This window comes from Ensifer sp. EB106-03-01-XG145, from assembly GCF_058792075.1.
Map to the genome: position 1 here is coordinate 112,553 of NZ_JBYTEC010000005.1, position 21,471 is coordinate 134,023.

Here is a 21,471-nt window from a genome sequence, read left to right on the forward strand (position 1 = left end):
CCGTTCTGCCTTGAGCGCCCCGCCAAGGCAAGCGATCATCGCGCCAGTTCCTTGAGGCCGAGGCGAATGAGCTTGGCACTGTCGCCCCCCTCACCGCCATTCTTCAACGCGGCGGCCACCGCATTGGCCGCCTGGTCGCGTGAATAGCCGAGATTGGTGAGCGCCGAAACCGCATCCGATACCGGCGCGGACGCGACCCCTTCGCCGAGTTCCTGCTTGAGGCCGATCGAGCCCGACATCTCGCCGGCAAAGGACGGTGCCTTGTTCTTGAGCTCGGTGACGATACGAACCGCCACCTTGGGCCCGACGCCCGGCGCACGCGAGACCGAGGTCTTGTCCTGCAACGCAATTGCATTTGCCAGTTCGCCCGGCGTCAAGGTCGAAAGTACCGCGAGTGCCACTTTCGAGCCGACGCCCTGCACGCTTTGCAGGAGGCGGAACCATTCCCGCTCCAGCGCAGTCAGAAAGCCGAAGAGCTTCAACTGGTCCTCGCGCACATAGGTCTCGATGAAGAGCATCGCCGCCTCGCCGGCCGATCCGAGCTTGGACAGCGTGCGCGCCGAACAAAAGGCGACATAGCCGACGCCATGCACGTCGAGCACGACATGATCCTCGCCGATCTCGTCGATGGTACCCTTCAATTTGCCGATCATATGGCGTCTCTCGCGGTGGGCTGGGATGGTCGCTCAGACCATCGGAAAATTTCTTGTCTACAGTGCCGCGCGTCTACAAGACTCGCTAAGGTCGCTTTAACACTTTAGATCTGCTGCAACTACGCCATCAATGCGGCGAGCCGGCTTGTCACCGATTGACGGTTGTGAGCATGACAAATGGCGATGGCCAATGCGTCCGCCGCATCGTTGCCCTTGAATTCGACCTTCGGCATCAGAACCTTGATCATCATGTGGATCTGCTGCTTCTCGCCGTGGCCGACGCCGATCACAGCCTTCTTGACCGCGTTCGGTGCATATTCGGCGACCCTGAGGCCCGCGCGCGCCGGCACAAGCATCGCAATGCCACGCGCCTGGCCGAGTTTCAGCGTCGCGGTTGCATCCTTGTTGACGAAGGTCTGTTCGACCGCCGCCTCGTGCGGCTGGTAGCTGTGCACCACCTCGGCAAGCCCGTCGTGCAGCTGGCAGAGTCGCGAGGCGAGATCCATCTCGCCATCGGAGGTCACCGTGCCGGAGGCCACGAAGCGCAGCGAGTTGCCGAGCGTCTCGATGATGCCCCAGCCGGTACGGCGGAGGCCCGGATCGATGCCGATGATGCGAATCGTGTTCTGCATGAAATTCACCCTATGATGCTCGCCCGGACGCTGCCAGCAAAAAGTGAACAAAACAAAAACATACGCACAGGTGAGACGGGCTTCAGGATTTCTTCGCCACTGCCCTTGGATTGAGGAAAATTGAGCTTACATAGCCTTTCATCAATTTCCCTCAATAAAGGGCTCCATGCCATGGCGACTTTCTCCGTCCTCGATCTTTCCCCGATCACGCAAGGAGGCAGCATCGCCCAATCACTCGAAAACTCGCGCCGTCTGGCCCAGGCTGCCGAGGAAAACGGCTACCAGCGCTTCTGGCTCGCTGAGCATCACGGCATGAAAGGCATTGCCAGTGCGGCGACCTCGCTGGTGATCTCGCATGTGGCCGCAGCCACGAAGACGATCCGCGTCGGCTCCGGCGGCATCATGCTGCCTAACCATTCGCCGCTGGTGATCGCAGAACAGTTCGGCACGCTGGCCGCACTCTATCCCGGCCGCATCGACCTCGGCCTCGGCCGCGCACCCGGCACCGACATGCGCACCGCCCAGGCGCTGCGGCGCAACATGGAAGCAAGCGGCAACAACTTCCCGAACGACGTCGTGGAACTGCAGGCCCTGCTCGGCCCTGTTGCAGAGGATCAGAAGATCATCGCCGTTCCGGGCGCCGATACCAACGTGCCGATCTGGCTGTTGGGCTCAAGCCATTTCAGCGCTCACCTCGCCGGCATGCTCGGCCTTCCCTTCGCCTTCGCATCGCATTTCGCGCCAGACATGCTGCTTTCGGCGCTGGAGATCTATCGCGAGCGCTTCACGCCGTCCGAGACGCTCGACAAGCCGCATGTCATGGTCGGTGTCATGGGCGTCGCCGCCGATACGGACGAAGAGGCCAACTATCTCTTCACCTCGATGCAGCAATCCTTCGTGGCGCTGCGGCGCAATGCGCGCGGACAGTTCCCGCCGCCGGTTCAATCGATGGATGGGCTCTGGAGCTATGACGAAAAGATCTTCGTCGACCATTCGATGATGTATGCCGTCGTCGGCGGGCCCGAGACGATCCGCCGGAAAATCGGAACCTTCCTCGATCAGACGAAGGCCGATGAACTGATCATTTCCATGCCGATCTTCGACATGGAGGCGCGCCTGCATTCGCTTCGCCTCTTCGCCGACGCGCAGAAGGAACTCGTCAAGGCCGCATGAAGCCGCAATCAGATCGCTCCGAAGGCCGGTGCGATTTCATCCATGCGTGAAAAGAACCGATCCGGTCCGAGCCCCTGCAGAAAGTTCGGATCGGCATAGCCCCAAGAAACGGCGCCAGCCGCCACGCCAACCTTGCGCGCAGCCTCGATGTCGCGCGCCTCGTCGCCGATCGCCAGCACGCGCGCCGGATCAAGACCGGAGTGACGGATCGCCCGCTTGAAGTGCTGCGCCTTGCCGAAAAGCGCCGCGCCACACTCATAGAGATCGACGGTCGCCGCCACGTCGCCGAGCGCGGCGCGAATGCCCTCCTCCGCGTTCGAACTGACAATCGCAATGCCGATGCCTGCCGCCTTCAATCGCAAAAGCAGATCGGCCGCACCTGGAAACAGCCGCACGGACGCGGCCTCGGACGCCATGGCCCGGCGCATGAAGCCGGCAATCTGCGGCAGCTTCCACATTGGCACGCCGAGATGCGCGATGATCTCGCGATTGCCCATCGTCCTCAGTGACTGGAATTCCTCGACGGAAAGCTCGCGGAAGCCGTAGCGCCGTGCAGCACTGTTGCACGCGGCCATGAAGCTCGCCGCCGTGTCGGCAAGCGTGCCATCGAAATCGAAGATCGCGAAGTCATAGGTCATCGGGCCATCCAAAGAAAAACCCGTGCCCTTTCGGACACGGGTGCATATTCCGGTAACGATAGGCCGTCCGATCAGGCCGACAGCTTCGCCAGGATCTCGTCCGACACTTCGAAGTTCGAATAGACGTTCTGGACGTCGTCGTCGTCTTCGAGCGTGTCGATGAGCTTCATCAGCGACTGCGCCTTTTCTTCATCGACCGGCACGGTGTTCTGCGCCTTCCAGATCGCATTGACAGTCTCGGCTTCGCCGAGCGTGTCTTCGAGCGCCTTGGAAACGTCGCCGATCGCTTCGAAACCGCAGATGATGGTGTGGCCGTCCTCGTCGGTGGTCACGTCGTCGGCACCGGCCTCGATCGCCGCTTCCATCACCTTGTCGGCGTCACCGGCGGAGAGCTTGTAGGTGATTTCGCCGACACGATCGAAGGAGAACGAAACCGAACCGGTTTCGCCAAGCGCGCCGCCGGCCTTGGTGAAGGTCGAGCGCACGTTGGAGGCGGTACGGTTGCGGTTGTCGGTCAGCGCCTCGACGATAACGGCAACGCCGCCCGGGCCGTAGCCCTCGTAGCGGACTTCTTCGTAGTTTTCCGCGTCGCCGCCGGAGGCCTTCTTGATCGCCCGTTCGATGTTGTCCTTCGGCATCGACTGTGCCTTGGCGTTCTGGATCGCCAGACGCAGACGCGCGTTCATGGCCGGATCGGCCATGCCGGACTTGGCGGCAACCGTGATTTCGCGCGCGAGCTTGGAAAACATTTTCGAGCGCACCGCATCCTGACGGCCCTTGCGGTGCATGATGTTCTTGAACTGTGAATGGCCAGCCATGGCACCCTCTGCATGCATGAATTTGAATGGAATGGGGCGCCTTATAGTTTTATTGCTGCTTTCCGTCCAGCCGGGGCGCGGCTTTTCAGTCGGCAGAGACCTGCGCACGGCTGAGCAGAAAGCTGTGTCCGTCGTCGCGGCGACAGGAAAGGCCGGTGCGTTCGGAAGCACACGCGAACGGCCCCCGTGACCAGCTTTGCCCATAGTCGAGCACCTGAGCTGCCGAGCAGCAGCTCGGATCGCCAACGGCGTGATTGAGTGTGGCGGCCCCTGCACGGCCGAGCGTGGCGCGCACATAGCGCGGCGCGACGATATCGCAGGCAAGCTCAGGCCCACCGTCCTGAGGCTGGTACACCGCGGTGCCGCCGGCCGGCGTGTAGACGCAGCCGATATTGCCCGACGGCATCATGAACATCTCCTGTTCGCCCACGGGCTGTGCTGCCGTCTCGGGTAGACTTTGCTGCTGTTGTCCTTCGGGAGAGGGCATGCGCGGTGGCGGTGCGCCGCCCGCCGCGGCAAGGGTCGAAAGGGAGAGAAAAATCGAAACGCCGACCACAAGCAACTTCATTGGGCGATCCTGAGTGTTCAGACGCCCTTGAGAATATAAATCAATGGTTTGCTTGGCAAGGAACGCAACGATACTTTGATGCTGGCGCTGTCAGCGAAGCGTTTTTCGTAGTCGTCGCCGAACATGTCCAGAAAGGCGTCGATCGGCGGGCCACGGCGGTGCATCGGCAGGATCAGCGAGGCGCGCAGCCGGCTGACCACCCGGCTCATGCTCTCGGCACCCATGGTCAGGCCGCCATCGACAGGCACCATGAGCACATCGAGCCGGCCGATCTGGCGGTAGTGGCTGTCGTCGAGCTCGTGATGAAGATGGCCGAGGTGACCAATGCAAAGATCCGCTACCTCGAAGATGAAGATCGAGTTGCCATCGTGCTCCATTGCGCCACCCGCACGGATATCCGTCGTGACGTTACGGATATAGGTGTCGCCCACCACGAGGTCGTGACGGGCGGGTACGCCGTTCTCGCCCCAGCCATGCAGCACATTCTTGATCGCCGGGTCAGGCGCCAGCGTATAGTGGCTCGAATGCGCCTTGTTCATCGTCGCGACCGTCGGAGGCGACGAGGGCGCGAACCAGCCATTGTAATCGGTCGCGATCGACACGCCGTCTGGCGTCTCGATCAGAAAGGTGGAATGGCCGAGATAGGTGATCGTTACCTCACCGACCACGGCCTTTCCCTTGGTGGCAGCAACGGGCGTGAAGCTGGCGAAGGTCGCCTGCGGTATGGCTTCTGCAATCGCCTGGCACTGACTGACATGGCGGGGTGGTTGCTGCGCATGCGCGACCGACGGCCAGAACGCGTGAATGAGCCAGATGGCGGCGAACGTGTAGACAAGGTACCGGAGCATCAGCCTTCACCTCTCTCACTTGCTTTCTGACCTCGGCCCGAAGGGCACGTGGCAGATAGCCGTTGCACAGCGAATGGAAGCCTTTGCCTTCGCTCGGCCTGATGATGGCGTCACGGGCAGGGAGAGAATTGTTCAAGCGCCTGACCACGTCCAGTTACAAACGGCTGGTCCTGCTCACGTTTGTGTCACCGCACTTCAAGAGCGAGGAAGTAAACATGTCCCGCTCCTACGGCAAACGCCCCGGCATTTCTGCCGGGGCGCCGTAATGTACAGACCCGTACCCCTACTCGGCGGGATGGGCCGTAGGCTCCGCCGTCACCACCGGCTTACGCCGCCGGAATGACCTGAGCGCGACGTAGAAGACCGGCGTCAGGAACAGGCCGAGGAAGGTGACGCCCAGCATGCCCGAGAACACGGCCGTGCCGAGCGACTGGCGCATTTCCGCACCCGGCCCGGTGGCGATCATCAGGGGCACCACGCCGAGGATGAAGGCGAAGGCGGTCATCAGGATGGGCCTGAGGCGCAGCTGGCTTGCCTCCACCGCCGCCTCGATCGGGGTCTTGCCCTCGTCCTCACCTTGGCGTGCGAACTCGACGATCAGGATCGCGTTCTTGGCCGCAAGGCCGATCAGAACGATCAACCCGATCTGCGTCAGCACGTTGTTGTCGAGACCGCGGACGGACACGCCGACCAGCGCCGAGAGCACGCCGAGCGGCACGATCAGGATGATCGCGAGCGGCAGCACCCAGCTTTCATACTGGGCCGCCAGCGCCAGGAACACGAAGACCACCGACAGCGCGAAAATGAACACCGCGGTATTGCCGGTCTGGCGCTCCTGGAAAGCGAGTTCCGTCCACTCAAAGGTCGTGCCTTGCGGCAGGATCTGGGCGGCGAGCGCCTCCATCTTGTCGAGGGCTGTGCCGGTCGAGACTCCCGGCGCAGGGTTGCCCTGCACCGGAACCGATACGTACATGTTGTAACGCTGCACGAGCGTCGGACCGGCGGTGTCGCGGATTTCGACGAGCGTGCCCATCGGCACCAGCGCCCCGGTTGCGGAGCGAACCTTCAGCGCCAGAATATCGTCGCGCTCGATACGGTACTGCTGATCGGCCTGCGCCCGCACCTGGTAGACACGGCCGAAGGCGTTGAAGTCGTTGACGTAGGAGGTGCCGAGGTTGATCGACAGCGCCTCGAAGATGTTGGGGATCGGCACGTTGAGCGTGCGCGCCTTGTCGCGGTCGATCGCCAGGAAGTATTGCGGGCTGGAGGCTGAGAAGGTGGTGAACACCCCGGTCAGCCCTTCCGTCTGGTTGGCCGTACCCATCATCTGATAGGCAAGCCCCAGCGCGCGCCGCATGTCGGCGCCCTGCCGATCCATGATCTGCATCTTGAAGCCGCCGGAGTTGCCGATGCCGCGCACCGACGGTGGCGGTACGGCAATGATGAAGGCTTCCTGGATGCTCTGCAGGCTGCCATAGAGCTGGCCGATGATCTGGTTGGCACTCTGGCCGTGCTTCAACCGCTCTTCGAAACTCTCGAAGGGGGCGAAGACCACGCCCGAATTGGACGCGTTGGTGAACGTCGCACCGTTGAAGCCGGCAAAGGCGACGGCGCTCTTCACTCCAGGGACATCCTGGATGATCTTCGACGCCCGCTTGACCACCGCGTCGGTGCGGTCGAGCGAGGCACCGTCTGGAAGCTGGATGACGACGATTGCGTAACCCTGGTCCATGGTCGGCACGAAGCCGCTCGGCACGATCTGCGCCATGTACCATGTGGCGCCGAGCAGGCCCACAAAGACGAGGAGCGCCGCGGCCACTGCCGTCTTCGTCGACACCAGCTTGCGCACGATCCAGGCATAGCCTTCGGCCATTCGGTCGAAACCGTTATTGAAGCCGTTGGCCAGTGCCCGGCCGAAGCGCGTCAGCGGGTTGCGGCTCTCGTGATGGCCGTTTTCGTGCGGCTTCAAGAGGATCGCCGCCAGTGCCGGCGACAGCGTCAGCGAGTTGAAGGCGGAAATGACCGTCGCAACCGAGATCGTCACGGCGAACTGCAGATAGAACTGGCCGGCGATGCCGGGGATGAAGGCCGTCGGCACGAAGACGGCGGTCAACACCAGCGAGATCGCGATAACAGCGGCTCCCACTTCGTCCATGGTCACGTGCGAGGCCTCACGCGGGGTCATGCCGCGCGCGAGATTTCGCTCGACGTTCTCGACGACCACGATCGCATCGTCGACGACGATACCGATCGCCAGCACCAGGCCGAACAGCGTCAGCATGTTCAGCGAGAAGCCGAAGGCGTAGAGGAAGGCGAAGGTGCCGACCAGCGACACGGGGATGGCGACGATCGGGATGATCGCCGTGCGCCAGGACTGCAGGAAGACGAGAACGACGATGGCAACGAGCAACGCCGCTTCGCCGATCGTCTTGTAGACCTCGTTGATCGATTCCGAAATGAACTCGGTCGGATTGTAGACGATCCGGTATTCGAGCCCTTCCGGGAAATCACTCGCGACGTCGGTCATCACCTTCTGGATCTGCTCGGCAGCGTCGAGCGCATTGGTGCCCGGCCGCGAGAAGATGCCGAGCGCCACCGCCGGGCTGCCGTCGAGATAGCTGTTGTTGACGTATTCGCGGGCACCGAGCTCGACGCGGGCGACATCCTGCAACTGCACGAGGCGACCGGTTTCCGTCGCCTTGACGATGACGTAGCGAAACTGCCGCGCATCGCTGAAGCGGCCGTCGGTGGTGACGGTATACTGGAAGGCGCTGTCGCCCGGCGCCGGCGGACCGCCGATCGAACCGCCGGAGACCTGCACGTTCTGCTCGCGCAACGCTTGCACCACGTCACCGGCCGTCATGCCATAGGCGGACAGTTTTTCCGGATCGAGCCAGACGCGCAGCGCATATTCGCGCTCGCCGAACAGGATGACGTCGCCGACGCCGTCGAGCCGCACCAACAGATCGCGGATGCGCGTGCGGGCATAGTTCGAGACGTAGAGCTGGTCATAACGTTCGGTCGGCGAGAGCAGATGCACGACCATCATCAGGTCGGGCGAGCTCTTGGCCGTGGTGATGCCGATGCGTCGGACCTCTTCCGGCAGGCGCGGTTCGGCGATCGACACGCGGTTCTGCACCAGCACCTGTGCCTGGTCGAGATCGGTGCCGAGCTTGAAGGTAATCGTCAGCGCCATCGAGCCGTCAGCGGTCGAATAGGAGGACATGTAGAGCATGTTCTCGACGCCGTTGATTTCCTGTTCGAGCGGCGTCGCCACGGTGTTGGCGACCGTATTGGCGTCGGCGCCGGGATAGGCCGCCCGCACGACAATGGTCGGCGGCGCGATTTCCGGGTACTGCGCCACCGGAAGCTGGAAATAGGCAATGCTGCCGACGATCAAAAGGACGATCGAAAGCACCGAAGCGAAGATCGGTCGATCGACGAAGAAGTGAGCGAACCTCATTGCGTCGTCCCCGCCGCTTGCGCCTCAGGGGGAAGCTGAATCATCTCGGGCTTTACCTTGGTGCCGGGGCGCGCCCGCATCAGGCCGTTGACGACAATGGTCTCGTCGCCCGTCATGCCGCTGCGGATGACCCGATAGCCATGCAGTTTCGGTCCGAGCCGCACGGGCTTGGTCACCACCGATCCATCGGCTGTCACCTCATAGACGATCCGCTCGTTCTGGTCGGCGCCGATCGCCTCATCCGGAATGAGCACGGCCTTGTAGGTGTTCGAGCCTTCGATCTGCACACGGCCGAAGAGACCAGGCTGCAGCACCAGCTTCGGGTTGTCGAGACGGGCGCGCACGCGCATGGTGCCGCTCTGCGGGTCCACACGGTTTTCGGCAAAGTCGAGCTTGCCCTTGAACGGTTCCTCCTGCGAGTCGGCGATTGTGACGAGTACCTCGAGCGCACCGCCGCCTTCCTGCAACGCACTGCCGCGTTCGCGCGCGACCCGCGCATAGGACAAGAGCCGCCGTTCGTCGACGTCGAAGTAGAAGTCGATCGGATCGAGCGAGACGATCGTCGTCAGGACGGTCTGGTCCGCCTGCACCAGGTTGCCCGTCGACAGCAAGCGCCTGTCGACGCGGCCGCTGAGCGGCGCGGTTATGGTCGTGTAGTCGAGGTCGAGCTTGGCGCGCTCGACCGCCGCTTCCGAACCGCGCACCAGCGCCTGCGCCGAAAGCAGCGCACGACGATGATCGTCAAGCGTCGAAACCGACAGCGTGCCGGTGCCCGTCAGCGATTGCGTGCGCTTGAACTGGGACTCGGCGAATTCCAGCGTTGAGCGCGCCGATTCCAGGGTCGACTCGGCCTGGGAGAGGGCCGTGCGGTAGGGACGCTGGTCGATGACGAAAAGCTTGTCGCCCTTCTTCACCAGGGCGCCGTCGGTGAAATTGACCTCGTCGAGATAGCCGCCGATGCGGGCGCGAACCTGCACCTCGTCGACCGGCTCGAAGCGGCCGATGAACTCGTCGCTGTCGATCACGTCACGCACGACCGGCTTGGCGACGGTCACGACAGGCAATTGCGCGTCCTGTGCTTGGGCACCAACAGCGGAAAGAAGGGAAAGAGAAGCGCCGACGATCATCGGCAAATGCCATTTAGACAACATGCACGCCCTCCGAATGCACTTTGGATGGCGGTGAGCAGCCGGACCGACCAACCACCGCAATCCTTTGAATACTTCAGAACAGGACATGAGCGGAAAATCGCCGCATCACTCTCCCGCTCCGCACAAATACTCGGATCGGCAGCGACCCAAGAGGCAAAGTCACACAAGCAATTAAATGATACAGCGGTCCCCGCTCTGGGCCGGCGAACGCTGTTGGATCGAGATCGCCGGGCAGAGAGCGCCTGCTCCCGATTGTCCGGTGTCGGCAGCACAAGCCCGCAATTCAGGACTGCGGACGGTATTCATCACTGGAAAACACTCGAATACATCACGCCCCGGCCCGGCGTGATTTCGCGATAACCTGCCATCATTTGATGGGGTTGTCACCTTGAAAAAAATCAATTCCCGGAAGGCGATACGTGGCAGCGTGCGCTTCAACCGGAAGCGCGTTCGACAAGCAGGCGGTGCTGCTGGCTTCGTTTTTTAGGACCAGAAATCCGGGATCGTCTCGCCCAGCCTCGGGCCGAGGCGCAGCGGCGCGATCTTTTCGGCAAGCCCGGTGCGGTCGGAGATCTCGACGCCAAGCCCGCAGATGGTCGCGGGACCGGAGGCCGCCTCGAAACGCCCCTTTGGCATCTTCGAAATGAACCGGTTGAGCGGCTCTTCCTTGTCCATGCCGAGCGAGGAATCGTAGTCGCCGCACATGCCGGCGTCGCTCATATAGGCCGTACCGCCATTGAGGATCTGGTGGTCGGCGGTCGGCACGTGCGTATGGGTGCCGACGACGAGGCTGGCGCGGCCATCGACGAAATGGCCAAAGCACTGCTTCTCGCTGGTGGCTTCCGCATGGAAATCGAAGACAATCGCATCCGCCTGCTCGCCGAGCGGGCAGGCGTCGAGGATGGCTTCCGCCGTCTTGAAGGGATCGTCGAGCTCCGGATGCATGAAGACGCGGCCCATGACGTTGGCGACCAGCACGCGGGCGCCGTTGCGGGCGAAAAATAGGTTGGAGCCGCGGCCAGGTGTGCCGGCCGGATAGTTGGCAGGGCGCAGGAACTGATCGTGCCGTTCGCAAAAGACGACCGCTTCCTTCTGGTCCCAGACGTGATTGCCGGTCGTCACCACGTCGGCGCCGGCGTTGATCGTCTCGAGAAAGATGTCTTCGGTGATGCCGAAACCGCCGGCCGCATTCTCGCCGTTGACGACGACGAAATCGAGCTTGAGGTCACCAACCAGTCCTGGAAGCCGCTCCCAGACCGCCGTACGGCCCGTCTTGCCCACCATATCTCCCAGAAACAGAAGCCTCATGCTCGCTCAAATCCCACCAGGGCAGCCCGGCGGAAGCGCGTCAGCGGTTGTTGCGTCCGGAACTGCGTAAAACAAAGAGATAGAGCGTCTACACGATCCCGACCGCGCAGGAAACGCCTTAGATGAAATCAGCGAAAACCGCGCAACGACCTGCCGCCCCGACCTCTGCGGTCTCAAGGCTTTAGCCCACTCCACGGTCTTGGCGAAATGAACTCAGAAATGCCGAAACCCGCTCTCGGTGAGCACGGCGTCGAGCGCGACATCGTGCGGTTCGGCCGGCACGGATGTCACTTCCTGGCAGTCGAAGGCGATGCCGATCAGCTTTGGCAGGTGGCCCTTGTTGCGCAGCCGGTCGATGGCGCGGTCGTAATAGCCGGCGCCATAGCCGATCCGGTGGCCGGTCGAATCGAACGCGGAAAGCGGTACGAGCATGATATCCGGATCGAGTTCAGGTGCGTCCGGTCCCGGACCTGTCGTGCCGAATCCGGTGGCGATGACGTCAATGCCATCGAGCAATTCGCGGAAGATGATCGTCTGCTTGTCCATGATCACGGGAAGGCAGAGCCTGGCACCACGCTGCTTCAGCCGCGCCATCAGCGGCCGGATGTCGACCTCGGAGCGGATCGGCCAGAAGCCGGAGACGATGTGTCCGGGATCGAGCGCGATGACGTCGCCAGCGTGATCGGCCATGGTCAGGCTCGCTTCGATCCGCATCTCCGCCGACATTGCATCGCGCAATGCCAGCCTCTCCTTGCGCAGTGCTGCCTTCAAATCCCTCGGTGACATCGCGTCCTCTCCTGCCAACCCGCCGCCCGCCATCGTCGCCGGAGAAAATCACTTCCCGAAATGGCACAAGTTCCCCATCTCTCGCCGATTCCCGGGCCGGCCACCAGCCTGTTTACGCAATGGCATCTTTCGCCCACCCACCGGCATCGCCGCATTTGCAGCAGTTTGCGACAATCATGCCACCTCCTTCCCGGTTCGGCACAGCATTAGCTTTCCATTCATCATGGGCAAGGGTTCCGCTTTCGCGAAACATGAGCCGCGTGCAAATAAGGACACGATTTCAAATAATTAGCAGGAACTAATGCCCGTGTTCGATGTATGGACGCGCTCCTGCAGGCAGCAGTGGAAAAGCCGACGTCCATGAAGGACCAGATGAACGAACTCGACCCGTTGGAACTGCGTTGCCTGACGCTCGCCGCACGCGGCCGCACGCGCCAGGACATGGTGCGCGAGACCGACATTCCGCTCGATCGGATCGATCGGGCACTAACGGATGCCATGCGTAAGTTGCAGGCGGGCAATCTCGCCGAAGCGGTGTTTCGCGCCGCCAGGCTGGACCTCATCTCCTAGAGCATCCCGCTCTCAAGTGGAATCACTGGAGGCGGAAAGATGCTCTAGAATCAAAGTGCTAAAGCGTCTTTGTGCGTTCACCTGAACGCACGGCGCTCTAATCCCGTATCTGCCGGTAAGATCGCTCACAACAGCCAGTGCGACCGGTAGGCGATCGCCAGCTTTTCCCGCTGCATCATGTCGGCTGCCTCATGATAGATCCCCGCATCGCGCAGGAGCGCCGGCTTGCCTGATGGCACGTCCACCGGCACCTCGGGAAACAGGACGTCGCAAGACCATTGCATCGCTCGACGCCGGAGCGCGATGGAGGCTTCGGAAAACGCGAAGAGGACAAGCACGCTCATGGAGAATGACCCTGCGCAAGATGATCGAACCAGCCAATCTTCGTCCTCGCGTTGACATCTGACAAACGAATTGCGAGCATGGCTGCTATCAGAATTTCTGATGGATACAACCATGTCCCTCCCCCTCGACAGCGAATTGCTCAGAACCTTTCTTGCGGTCGTCGACACCGGCAATGTCACACGCGCCGCCAATATTGTCGGGCGCACGCAATCCGCCGTCAGCATGCAGATCAAGAAGCTCGAGGACATGCTCGGCGACGCGCTGTTCGAGCGCCACTCGCGTGGCGTCGTGCTGACGCCGCAGGGATTGCGGCTGCTCGACAATGCCAGACGCATCGTCACGCTGCTCGACGACACGGCCACCGCGATGCGCCAGCCCGCTCTCGACGGCGCGGTCCGGATCGGCATACCCGAGGAATACATCAACTCTACCCTGCCGAAAGCGCTCGGAACCTTCGCCGCCATCCACCCCGGCGTCGAAGTGACCGTTCAGCAGGGCGCTTCGATGACCAACATCGCGGCACTGGAAGCCGGCGAGCTCGATCTCGCTGTCGTCTTTGAACCCGGCGGGCGCACGAAGAACGAAGTGCTCATGATGGACCCGACCGTCTGGGTGACCTCGGAGCAGCACCGCACCGACGAGCGGCGACCGCTCCCGATCGCCACCTATACCTATCTGGAAGGCGGTTGGTGCGACGACCTCGCCCAGCGCAATCTCAGGAAATGCCGCCTGGAAAGCCGCGTGGCCTATGTCAGCCGCACGAGCGGCGGCTTGATGGCTGCAGTGGTGTCGGGCCTTGCCATTGCGCCGCTCGCCCGCAGCAGCATTCCGGCCGGGTGCCGCGAACTGACGGCCGACGACGGCTATGAAGTGATCGACCACTCCAACGTCGTGTTGCGGGTATCGAAAGCGGGGAACGGCAAGGACCGGATCGTCGAGGCCATGGCCGACGCCATTCGCCGGGCCTTTGCCGGAGATTGAACGGCTGCCTGAAGGGGGGGAGAAGGTGCGATCCACACAACCGATGGATAGTTTACGATCCCGGGTACCTACAAAGTAGGTGGGCGCCATGTGTCCAGACCCACGAGCCCGGACAGGGACGGCTCCCTTGAGATCGAGTATGGCCCCGGGGATTGTGGTTCCTGTCGGGAAGCGCAGACCGCAGTCGATATATAAAGTGTCTCGGTGCTTCGCGCCAGAGGCTCGCCACCGAAACCTTTAGCTTGCTGGTGTCGTGGTGCGGCCGTTCAGCTTGGCGGCAATGCTGTGGATCTGCGCGGTGACTTCGCTGAGGGCAGAGGCCAGCGCCTCCTCGCTCTTCATCTGGTCGGAAAGTGCGGCATCGCGACCATCAGTCAGATTGCCGACCTCGGCCTCGAGGCTCTTCAGCCGGCGGTTGACCTCGCTGAGCTCGTCCATGACCATGATGCCGGCCATGACGGTGAGGCGCAGATCGCCGATCTCGCCAAACTGGCTCTTGAGATGTCCGACATACTGATCGAATTTCGTGGCAAGCTCGGTCAGGTGACCTTCCTGCCCTTCCTCGCAGGCCATCCGGTAGGCCTTGCCGTCGATCGATACTGTGACCTGCGCCATGTCGCTTTATCCTAGCGGTCGAGCACCGCCCGAATGGTTTCCATCGCCGTCACGAGGCGGCGGGAAACCTCGCGGTTAACCTCCTCGAGCCGGTTCGCCCGGAACTGCGACTGGTCGAGTTCCTGTGCCAGTCGCGACCGGTCGGTGTTGACACGCCGAACCTCGCCTTCGAACTCGCCGAAATCCCGTTCCCTGTCAAACCGACCGTCGATCGCATTCTCCAGGGATTGCACTGCGTTCCGCAGTTCATCGATCGCCGCTTTGACAGTCTTTGCCGGCATGTGTTCCGAATACCTCGCCCGTGAGGCCGAATCGCCCGAATCCCGTCCGCCGCTTCGGCTCGATCTTTTTTAAACCTATTACGTAAGTCTCAACAATGCCAAGCTCCGCAAACAACTACGGAAGCTGTGGATGGATTGCGTAGCCGGCTTTCTTCAACGGCAGTGCGAAAGCTCTGTTGCATTGCGAGACAAGGACCGGAACGACCTGCCGTCAAATGGCCGCGGAAGGCCCGTATTTATTGACTCGCACGGCGCACCTGCTATGTGTCAGCCGCTTCTTGCGCGGTCTTTGGAGGATAGAGACCGTTCCCTGACCACCGAACGCAAAACGGAACAGTCATGATCTCTCGCGAAAAACACGACCGGATGGCAAATGCGATCCGTTTCCTTTCCATGGATGCCGTCGAGAAGGCAAATTCCGGCCACCCAGGCCTGCCCATGGGTGCAGCCGACATAGCGACAGTCCTCTTCACGCGCTATCTGAGCTTTGACCCCAAGAACCCCTCCTGGCCGAACCGCGACCGCTTCGTGCTGTCGGCCGGCCATGGCTCGATGCTGCTCTATTCGCTGCTCTATTTGACCGGCTACGAAGACATCACCATCGACGAGATCAAGAACTTCCGCCAGCTCGGCGCCCGCACCGCCGGCCACCCGGAATACGGCCACGCCGCCGGCATCGAGACGACCACCGGTCCGCTCGGCCAGGGCCTTGCCAATTCCGTCGGCATGGCGATCGCCGAACGCAAGCTTCGCGACGAATTCGGTTCCGACCTGATGGAGCACTATACCTATGTGCTCGCCGGTGACGGCTGCCTGATGGAAGGCATCAGCCAGGAAGCGATTTCGCTCGCCGGCCACCTGAAACTCAACAAGCTGATCGTCTTCTGGGACGACAACAACATCTCGATCGACGGCCCGATCTCGATCGCCGACTCGACCGACCAGCACGCCCGCTTCCGCGCCTGCCACTGGAACACCATCGCCGTCGACGGCCATGACCCGGAAGCGATCGCCGCCGCGATCGATGAGGCCCAGAAGTCCGACAAGCCGACGATGATCGCCTGCAAGACGACGATCGGCTTCGGTGCGCCGAACAAGGCCGGCACCCACAAGGTCCACGGCTCGCCGCTCGGCGCCGAGGAAATCGCCGCCACCCGCAAGGCACTCGGCTGGGAAGCCGAAGCCTTCGTCGTTCCCTCCGACGTGCTCGACGCCTGGCGTCTGGCCGGCCTGCGCTCGACCAAGACGCGCAAGGAATGGGAAGAGCGCCTCGAAAAGAGCGATGCCGAGAAGAAGGCCCAGTTCGTTCGCCGCTTCTCCGGCGAGCTCGAAGGCCGTCTGTCCTCCGCCATCGACGACTACAAGAAGAAGCTTGCTGAAACCAAGCCTTCGCCGGCAACCCGCAAGGCTTCCGAAGACGCGCTCGAAGTCATCAACGGCGTTCTCGCCGAAACCATTGGCGGCTCGGCCGACCTGACCGGCTCGAACAACACCAAGACGAGCCAGACCAAGTCGATCACGCCTGACGATTTCTCCGGCCGCTACATCCACTGGGGTGTGCGCGAGCACGGCATGGCCGCTGCCATGAACGGCATGGCGCTGCATGGCGGCGTCATCCCCTATTCCGGCGGCTTCCTGATCTTCTCGGACTATTGCCGCCCGTCGATCCGGCTCGCCGCGCTGATGGGCATCCGCGTCATCCACGTGCTGACGCACGATTCCATCGGCCTCGGCGAAGACGGCCCGACCCACCAGCCGGTCGAGCACATGGCAGCACTTCGCGCCATTCCGAACCTCCTGATGTTCCGCCCGGCCGATGCCACGGAAACGGCCGAATGCTGGCAGCTGGCGCTCGAAAGCCACAACCGCCCGTCCGGCATTGCGCTCACCCGCCAGAACCTGATGGCCGTTCGCACCGAGTATGAGGAAGAAAACCTCTGCGCCCGCGGCGCCTATGACCTGATCTCGGCCGCCGACGCCAAGGTGACGATCTTCGCCACCGGCTCGGAAATCGAAATCGCCGTCAAGGCCTGCCAGGCACTGACCGCCAAGGGCATCTCGACGCGCGTCGTCTCCGTTCCCTGCTTCGAGCTCTTTGCCGAACAGAGCGAAGACTACCAGCAGGCGATCATCGGCAACTCGCCGGTCAAGATCGCCGTCGAAGCCGGCATCCGCCAGGGCTGGGATCATTTCATCGGCAGCGACGGCGCCTTCATCGGCATGTCGTCCTTCGGTGCCTCCGGTCCCTACAAGGACCTTTACAAGCACTTCGGCATCACGCCCGAGGCGGTGGTCGCCGCTGCGGAAGCAAAGCTTTCCTGATCAAGTTGCGGGGCGCGCCGAAAGGCGCGCCCCGATTTTTTCGTACTACGTCATCCAGACAGGGAGAGACCCGATATGACAGTAAAAGTCGCCATCAACGGTTTTGGCCGCATCGGCCGCAACGTGCTCCGCGCGATCGTCGAATCCGGCCGCACCGACATCGAAGTCGTTGCCATCAACGATCTCGGCCCCGTTGAAACCAACGCCCACCTGCTGCGCTATGACTCCATCCACGGTCGTTTCCCGGCCGAGGTGAAGGTCGAAGGCGATACGATCACCGTCGGCGGCCGCAAGCCGATCAAGGTCACGGCGATCAAGGATCCGGCAACGCTTCCGCACAAGGAACTCGGCGTCGACATCGCGATGGAGTGCACCGGCATCTTCACCGCCCGCGACAAGGCTGCAGCGCACCTGACCGCCGGCGCCAAGCGCGTCATCGTTTCGGCTCCGGCCGACGGCGCTGACCTGACGGTCGTCTACGGCGTCAACCACGACCAGCTGACCAAGGACCACCTGGTCATCTCCAACGCATCGTGCACCACGAACTGCCTGGTTCCGGTCGTCAAGGTCCTGAACGATGCCATCGGCATCAACCACGGCTTCATGACCACGATCCACTCCTACACGAACGACCAGCCGTCGCTCGACCAGATGCACAAGGACCTCTACCGCGCCCGCGCTGCCGCTCTGTCGATGATCCCGACCTCGACCGGTGCTGCCAAGGCCGTTGGCCTGGTTCTGCCGGAACTGAAGGGCAAGCTCGACGGCACGTCGATCCGCGTTCCGACCCCGAACGTCTCGGTCGTCGACTTCAAGTTCGTCGCCAAGCGCAACACCTCGGTCGAGGAAATCACCAACGCCATCAAGGCTGCGTCGAACGGCGCGCTGAAGGGCGTTCTCGGCTACACGGAAGAGCCGCTCGTTTCGCGCGACTTCAACCATGACAGCCACTCCTCGATCTTCGCGATCGACCAGACCAAGGTCGTCGAAGGCAACTTCGTGCGTATCCTCACCTGGTACGACAACGAGTGGGGCTTCTCGAACCGCATGGCCGACACGGCGGTCGCCTTCGCCAAGCTCATCTAAGTCAGATGTTTCGCGCCCTTTCTCCAAAGACGGTCCGCTGGCGTCCGCTGGAAGGGGAAGGGCTCGAACACCTGACGCTGACGCAAACCGAAACAACCGACGGCGCGGTCATCCGCGCCGTCGGCGTTCTCATCGGCAACCGCGGCGGCACGCCCTATGGCGTGCGCTACCGGATCGATTGCGACGACACTTGGCACGTTCGCAAGCTCATGGTCGACACGACGGACGGCCGGAGCCTTCATCTGCGCTCGGACGTCCCGGGCCAATGGATGACGGCGCGAGGCGCTCCCCTTCCCGAGTTCGATGGTTGCATCGATATCGACCTCGCCGGTACACCCTTCACCAACACGCTGCCGATCCGCCGGCTCGGCCTCGATCGCCAGTCCGGCACTGTAAAGCTCAAGATGCTCTACGTGCCGTTCGACACGTTCGAGCCCGTCGTGGACGGCCAGCACTACACCTGCCTCGATGATTTCAGGCTCTACCGCTACGAGGCCGAGGATCGCAGCTTTGCCGCGGACCTGCCCGTGGACGAGGACGGCCTCGTCATCGACTATCCCACCCTTTTCCAAAGACTATCACCGGAGACTATCTGATGACTTTCAAGACCCTCGACGATCTGACCGACATCGCCGGCAAGCGCGTGCTGGTGCGCGTCGATCTCAACGTGCCGGTCAAGGACGGCGTGGTGACGGACGCGACCCGCATCGAGCGTGTGGCGCCGACCATCCGCGAACTGGCCGAAAAGGGCGCCAAGGTCATCCTGCTCGCCCATTTCGGCCGCCCGAAGGGTGAACCGGTCGCCGACATGTCGCTGAAGACGATTGCGCCGGCCGTCGAGGACGTGCTCGATCAGCGCGTCCACTTCGCCGCCGACTGCATCGGCGACAAGGCGAAGAACGCCATTGCCGAAATGAGCGACGGCGATGTGCTGCTGCTTGAAAACACCCGCTTCCACAAGGGCGAGGAAAAGAACGAGCCGGCCTTCGTCGAAGCGCTTACCGCCAACGGCGACATCTACGTCAACGATGCCTTCTCCGCCGCCCACCGCGCTCATGCCTCGACCGAGGGCCTTGCCCATCACCTGCCGGCCTATGCCGGCCGGACCATGCAGGCCGAACTCGAAGCGCTCGAAAAGGGCCTCGGCCAGCCGAAGCGGCCGGTCGTCGCGATCGTCGGCGGCGCCAAGGTCTCGACCAAGATCGACCTGCTGCAGAACCTGGTGACCAAGGTCGACGCGCTGGTCATCGGCGGCGGCATGGCCAACACCTTCATCGCCGCCAAGGGCATCAATGTCGGCAAGTCGCTCTGCGAGCATGACCTCGCCGACACGGCCAAGGCGATCATTGCTGCCGCCGACAAGGCCGGCTGCGCCATCGTTCTGCCGGACGACGGCGTCATCGCCCGCGAGTTCAAGGCCGGCGCCGACAACGAAGTGGTCGATATCAACGCCATTCCCGCCGATGCCATGGTTCTCGACGTCGGTCCGAAGTCGATCGCCGCCGTCAACGACTGGATCTCCAAGGCCGAAACGCTCGTCTGGAACGGTCCGCTCGGCGCCTTCGAGATCGCCCCCTTTGACAGGGCGACGGTTGCCGTTGCCAAGCACGCGGCCGCCCGCACCCGCCAGGGATCGCTGGTCTCGGTTGCCGGCGGTGGTGATACCGTCGCAGCACTGAACCATGCCGAAGTCGCCGACGATTTCAGCTATGTCTCGACCGCCGGCGGCGCATTCCTCGAGTGGATGGAAGGTAAGCCGCTCCCGGGCGTCGACATCCTCAAGCAGAAGTAACGCATCCAATCGGCGCGCGGACACAACCGCTGCGCGCCGGTCAACCAAGAAAAAATCTTGATTGTTCAATCGATTAAAAAATTTTAAATCGTTTTAGTCGCTTTTCTCGCCATTTTCCTGGACAATTTCGCCTGTTACTCGCGCCCTCGTTTGGAGCGTGGCGGCTGCCCTGTGCGCCGTCGGTCCGAAACTGTTTGTTTCAGTACCTGCCTGGTCCCTGGTGATCAGCGCTGTCTAGGGAGAAAAACATGAGCGAAAGACTGGAAGACATCGCAATTGCCATGGTCGCCAACGGCCGGGGGCTGCTCGCCGCCGACGAGTCTACGGCCACGATCAAGAAGCGTTTCGATACGATCGGCCTCGAATCCACCGAGACCTCCAGGCGCGATTACCGCGAAATGCTGCTGCGCGCCGACAAGGCGATGCGCAAGTACATCTCCGGTGTCATCCTCTATGAGGAAACCCTGTTTCAGCATGCCGTCGACGGCACGCCGCTGGTCGAAATCATCCGTGCCGCCGGCGCGATCCCCGGCATCAAGGTCGACGCCGGCGCCAAGCCGATGACCAATTTCCCGGCAGAGACGATCACCGAAGGCCTCGATGGCCTCGCGCAGCGGCTGGCGAAATATTACGAAGCCGGCGCGCGCTTTGCCAAATGGCGTGGCGTGATCGCCGTCTCCGATACCCTGCCGAGCCCGGGCGCCGTTCGTGCCAACGCTCATGCGCTCGCCCGTTATGCCGCCCTTTGCCAGGAAGCCGGCATCGTGCCGATCGTCGAGCCGGAGGTGCTGATGGATGGAGCGCCAGGCGACCATTCGATCGACCGCGCGGAGGAAGTGACGGAGTGGGCGCTGCGCACCACCTTCGAGGAACTGGCCGCCATGCGCGTCAGACTCGAAGGCATGATCCTGAAACCGAGCATGGTCATCGACGGCAAGAAGGCCCGCAAGGCTTCCGTCGCCGAGGTGGCCGAGCGCACGATAAGGGTGCTGAAACGCACGGTGCCTTCGGCCGTGCCTGGCATCGCTTTCCTTTCCGGCGGTCAGTCGACCGAAGAGGCGACGGCCCATCTTTCGGCGATGAACGCCACCCACGACCTGCCGTGGAAACTCACCTTTTCCTATGGCCGAGCCCTGCAGCAGGAGGCACTCAACGCCTGGCACGGCAAGGCCGACAACATCGGCGATGGCCAGCGTGCCTTCTCGCATCGCGCTGAGATGTGCAGCCTTGCGGCCAAGGGCACCTGGAAGAAGGATCTCGAGAAGGCCGCATAAGGCATGGTCGAGAGATGAGATCCGAGGGGCCGCAAGTCGGCCCCTCTTTGCTTCGGCTACATCCGCAGCAGGAATGCGTCGTCAACATCGCGGAGCGCCTGGACAGCAGGGCCAGCCAAGAGCTGGCTGCCCGTGCCGGATGGAACTTGTCACCGGAACAAGTTGGC

21 protein-coding genes and 1 other RNA gene are annotated in these 21,471 nt (G+C 62.5%); 8 read left to right on the forward strand and 14 right to left on the reverse strand.

Annotation, left to right across the window (positions count from 1 at the left end):
* Window positions 1-35 precede the first annotated feature (35 nt).
* Both ruvA and ruvC read right to left on the reverse strand, forming a co-directional pair.
* Entirely contained in the window at window positions 36-653 is a 618-nt protein-coding gene (ruvA, locus tag AC3WWH_RS14900) for a Holliday junction branch migration protein RuvA (protein ID WP_057254685.1), read from the reverse strand.
* A 119-nt stretch (window positions 654-772) separates the two neighbouring features.
* The gene (gene ruvC / locus AC3WWH_RS14905; protein ID WP_057254837.1) at window positions 773-1,285 is read right to left on the reverse strand and encodes a crossover junction endodeoxyribonuclease RuvC; all 513 of its coding nucleotides are present in this window, start codon (window positions 1,283-1,285) and stop codon (window positions 773-775) included.
* 171 nt (window positions 1,286-1,456) lie between these two features.
* On the opposite strand from ruvC, the gene AC3WWH_RS14910 reads away from it, so the two are divergent.
* On the forward strand, window positions 1,457-2,458 hold the full coding sequence (locus AC3WWH_RS14910) for an LLM class flavin-dependent oxidoreductase (RefSeq protein ID WP_057254684.1): 1,002 nt from the start codon (window positions 1,457-1,459) through the stop codon (window positions 2,456-2,458).
* An 8-nt stretch (window positions 2,459-2,466) separates the two neighbouring features.
* Here AC3WWH_RS14910 and AC3WWH_RS14915 read toward each other — a convergent pair whose 3' ends face one another.
* The 8 genes from AC3WWH_RS14915 to AC3WWH_RS14950 all read right to left on the reverse strand — a co-directional run bounded on the left by AC3WWH_RS14915 (window position 2,467) and on the right by AC3WWH_RS14950 (window position 12,038).
* Window positions 2,467-3,096 (reverse strand): HAD hydrolase-like protein, encoded by a 630-nt coding sequence (locus tag AC3WWH_RS14915; protein ID WP_057254683.1) that lies wholly within the window; start codon window positions 3,094-3,096, stop codon window positions 2,467-2,469.
* A 71-nt stretch (window positions 3,097-3,167) separates the two neighbouring features.
* Window positions 3,168-3,914 (reverse strand): YebC/PmpR family DNA-binding transcriptional regulator, encoded by a 747-nt coding sequence (locus tag AC3WWH_RS14920; RefSeq protein WP_057254682.1) that lies wholly within the window; start codon window positions 3,912-3,914, stop codon window positions 3,168-3,170.
* Between the two features lie 85 nt (window positions 3,915-3,999).
* Window positions 4,000-4,482, reverse strand: coding sequence for a hypothetical protein (locus tag AC3WWH_RS14925; protein ID WP_244495717.1), 483 nt, complete (start codon window positions 4,480-4,482; stop codon window positions 4,000-4,002).
* A gap of 17 nt (window positions 4,483-4,499) precedes the next feature.
* Entirely contained in the window at window positions 4,500-5,333 is an 834-nt protein-coding gene (locus AC3WWH_RS14930; RefSeq protein ID WP_082640690.1) for an MBL fold metallo-hydrolase, read from the reverse strand.
* A gap of 280 nt (window positions 5,334-5,613) precedes the next feature.
* Window positions 5,614-8,793, reverse strand: coding sequence for an efflux RND transporter permease subunit (locus tag AC3WWH_RS14935; protein ID WP_058321034.1), 3,180 nt, complete (start codon window positions 8,791-8,793; stop codon window positions 5,614-5,616).
* Complete coding sequence (locus tag AC3WWH_RS14940) at window positions 8,790-9,944, reverse strand: efflux RND transporter periplasmic adaptor subunit (RefSeq protein WP_058321033.1); 1,155 nt, start codon at window positions 9,942-9,944, stop codon at window positions 8,790-8,792. The genes AC3WWH_RS14935 and AC3WWH_RS14940 overlap by 4 nt, the downstream gene beginning before the upstream one ends.
* A 483-nt stretch (window positions 9,945-10,427) precedes the next feature.
* The gene (locus AC3WWH_RS14945; RefSeq protein ID WP_058321032.1) at window positions 10,428-11,252 is read right to left on the reverse strand and encodes a TIGR00282 family metallophosphoesterase; all 825 of its coding nucleotides are present in this window, start codon (window positions 11,250-11,252) and stop codon (window positions 10,428-10,430) included.
* A gap of 213 nt (window positions 11,253-11,465) precedes the next feature.
* Window positions 11,466-12,038 (reverse strand): 5-formyltetrahydrofolate cyclo-ligase, encoded by a 573-nt coding sequence (locus AC3WWH_RS14950; protein ID WP_057254677.1) that lies wholly within the window; start codon window positions 12,036-12,038, stop codon window positions 11,466-11,468.
* 372 nt (window positions 12,039-12,410) lie between these two features.
* On the opposite strand from AC3WWH_RS14950, the gene AC3WWH_RS14955 reads away from it, so the two are divergent.
* Entirely contained in the window at window positions 12,411-12,608 is a 198-nt protein-coding gene (locus tag AC3WWH_RS14955) for a helix-turn-helix domain-containing protein (RefSeq protein WP_244495716.1), read from the forward strand.
* Window positions 12,609-12,733: 125 nt separating this feature from the next.
* On the opposite strand, the gene AC3WWH_RS14960 is transcribed toward AC3WWH_RS14955, so the two are convergent.
* Window positions 12,734-12,952, reverse strand: a complete 219-nt coding sequence (locus AC3WWH_RS14960) for a hypothetical protein (protein WP_058321031.1) — start codon at window positions 12,950-12,952, stop codon at window positions 12,734-12,736.
* Between the two features lie 112 nt (window positions 12,953-13,064).
* Between AC3WWH_RS14960 and AC3WWH_RS14965 the strand changes: the two genes are divergently transcribed.
* On the forward strand, window positions 13,065-13,934 hold the full coding sequence (locus AC3WWH_RS14965) for a LysR family transcriptional regulator (protein ID WP_058325933.1): 870 nt from the start codon (window positions 13,065-13,067) through the stop codon (window positions 13,932-13,934).
* A 25-nt stretch (window positions 13,935-13,959) separates the two neighbouring features.
* On the opposite strand, the gene ssrS is transcribed toward AC3WWH_RS14965, so the two are convergent.
* The 3 genes from ssrS to AC3WWH_RS14980 all read right to left on the reverse strand — a co-directional run bounded on the left by ssrS (window position 13,960) and on the right by AC3WWH_RS14980 (window position 14,830).
* A non-coding RNA gene (gene ssrS / locus AC3WWH_RS14970) (6S RNA) lies at window positions 13,960-14,117 on the reverse strand.
* A 54-nt stretch (window positions 14,118-14,171) separates the two neighbouring features.
* Entirely contained in the window at window positions 14,172-14,549 is a 378-nt protein-coding gene (locus AC3WWH_RS14975; RefSeq protein ID WP_057254675.1) for a cell division protein ZapA, read from the reverse strand.
* Between the two features lie 11 nt (window positions 14,550-14,560).
* A complete protein-coding gene (locus AC3WWH_RS14980; RefSeq protein WP_057254674.1) occupies window positions 14,561-14,830 on the reverse strand; it encodes a DUF4164 domain-containing protein in 270 nt (89 codons plus the stop codon).
* Window positions 14,831-15,169: 339 nt separating this feature from the next.
* On the opposite strand from AC3WWH_RS14980, the gene tkt reads away from it, so the two are divergent.
* The 5 genes from tkt (at window position 15,170) to AC3WWH_RS15005 (ending at window position 21,304) form a co-directional block, all read left to right on the forward strand.
* Window positions 15,170-17,152: a transketolase gene (gene tkt / locus AC3WWH_RS14985; RefSeq protein WP_058321030.1), complete on the forward strand. Its 1,983-nt coding sequence runs from the start codon at window positions 15,170-15,172 to the stop codon at window positions 17,150-17,152.
* A gap of 75 nt (window positions 17,153-17,227) precedes the next feature.
* Window positions 17,228-18,238 carry a type I glyceraldehyde-3-phosphate dehydrogenase gene (gene gap / locus AC3WWH_RS14990; protein WP_058321029.1) on the forward strand — a complete coding sequence of 337 codons (1,011 nt, stop codon included), beginning with the start codon at window positions 17,228-17,230 and terminating at the stop codon, window positions 18,236-18,238.
* Window positions 18,239-18,243: 5 nt separating this feature from the next.
* On the forward strand, window positions 18,244-18,834 hold the full coding sequence (locus AC3WWH_RS14995) for a putative glycolipid-binding domain-containing protein (RefSeq protein WP_058321028.1): 591 nt from the start codon (window positions 18,244-18,246) through the stop codon (window positions 18,832-18,834).
* Complete coding sequence (locus AC3WWH_RS15000; RefSeq protein WP_058321027.1) at window positions 18,834-20,030, forward strand: phosphoglycerate kinase; 1,197 nt, start codon at window positions 18,834-18,836, stop codon at window positions 20,028-20,030. Before AC3WWH_RS14995 ends, AC3WWH_RS15000 begins: the two co-directional genes overlap by 1 nt.
* A 248-nt stretch (window positions 20,031-20,278) precedes the next feature.
* The gene (locus tag AC3WWH_RS15005) at window positions 20,279-21,304 is read left to right on the forward strand and encodes a class I fructose-bisphosphate aldolase (protein WP_057254669.1); all 1,026 of its coding nucleotides are present in this window, start codon (window positions 20,279-20,281) and stop codon (window positions 21,302-21,304) included.
* Window positions 21,305-21,471: the final 167 nt, after the last annotated feature.

Coding starts and splice junctions, on each gene's coding strand:
- ruvA (WP_057254685.1), bottom strand. CDS start 653: ATGATCGGCAAATTGAAGGGTACCATCGACGAGATCGGCGAGGATCAT.
- ruvC (WP_057254837.1), bottom strand. CDS start 1,285: ATGCAGAACACGATTCGCATCATCGGCATCGATCCGGGCCTCCGCCGT.
- AC3WWH_RS14910 (WP_057254684.1), top strand. CDS start 1,457: ATGGCGACTTTCTCCGTCCTCGATCTTTCCCCGATCACGCAAGGAGGC.
- AC3WWH_RS14915 (WP_057254683.1), bottom strand. CDS start 3,096: ATGACCTATGACTTCGCGATCTTCGATTTCGATGGCACGCTTGCCGAC.
- AC3WWH_RS14920 (WP_057254682.1), bottom strand. CDS start 3,914: ATGGCTGGCCATTCACAGTTCAAGAACATCATGCACCGCAAGGGCCGT.
- AC3WWH_RS14925 (WP_244495717.1), bottom strand. CDS start 4,482: ATGAAGTTGCTTGTGGTCGGCGTTTCGATTTTTCTCTCCCTTTCGACC.
- AC3WWH_RS14935 (WP_058321034.1), bottom strand. CDS start 8,793: ATGAGGTTCGCTCACTTCTTCGTCGATCGACCGATCTTCGCTTCGGTG.
- AC3WWH_RS14940 (WP_058321033.1), bottom strand. CDS start 9,944: ATGTTGTCTAAATGGCATTTGCCGATGATCGTCGGCGCTTCTCTTTCC.
- AC3WWH_RS14945 (WP_058321032.1), bottom strand. CDS start 11,252: ATGAGGCTTCTGTTTCTGGGAGATATGGTGGGCAAGACGGGCCGTACG.
- AC3WWH_RS14950 (WP_057254677.1), bottom strand. CDS start 12,038: ATGTCACCGAGGGATTTGAAGGCAGCACTGCGCAAGGAGAGGCTGGCA.
- AC3WWH_RS14955 (WP_244495716.1), top strand. CDS start 12,411: ATGAACGAACTCGACCCGTTGGAACTGCGTTGCCTGACGCTCGCCGCA.
- AC3WWH_RS14960 (WP_058321031.1), bottom strand. CDS start 12,952: ATGAGCGTGCTTGTCCTCTTCGCGTTTTCCGAAGCCTCCATCGCGCTC.
- AC3WWH_RS14965 (WP_058325933.1), top strand. CDS start 13,065: ATGTCCCTCCCCCTCGACAGCGAATTGCTCAGAACCTTTCTTGCGGTC.
- AC3WWH_RS14975 (WP_057254675.1), bottom strand. CDS start 14,549: ATGGCGCAGGTCACAGTATCGATCGACGGCAAGGCCTACCGGATGGCC.
- AC3WWH_RS14980 (WP_057254674.1), bottom strand. CDS start 14,830: ATGCCGGCAAAGACTGTCAAAGCGGCGATCGATGAACTGCGGAACGCA.
- tkt (WP_058321030.1), top strand. CDS start 15,170: ATGATCTCTCGCGAAAAACACGACCGGATGGCAAATGCGATCCGTTTC.
- gap (WP_058321029.1), top strand. CDS start 17,228: ATGACAGTAAAAGTCGCCATCAACGGTTTTGGCCGCATCGGCCGCAAC.
- AC3WWH_RS14995 (WP_058321028.1), top strand. CDS start 18,244: ATGTTTCGCGCCCTTTCTCCAAAGACGGTCCGCTGGCGTCCGCTGGAA.
- AC3WWH_RS15000 (WP_058321027.1), top strand. CDS start 18,834: ATGACTTTCAAGACCCTCGACGATCTGACCGACATCGCCGGCAAGCGC.
- AC3WWH_RS15005 (WP_057254669.1), top strand. CDS start 20,279: ATGAGCGAAAGACTGGAAGACATCGCAATTGCCATGGTCGCCAACGGC.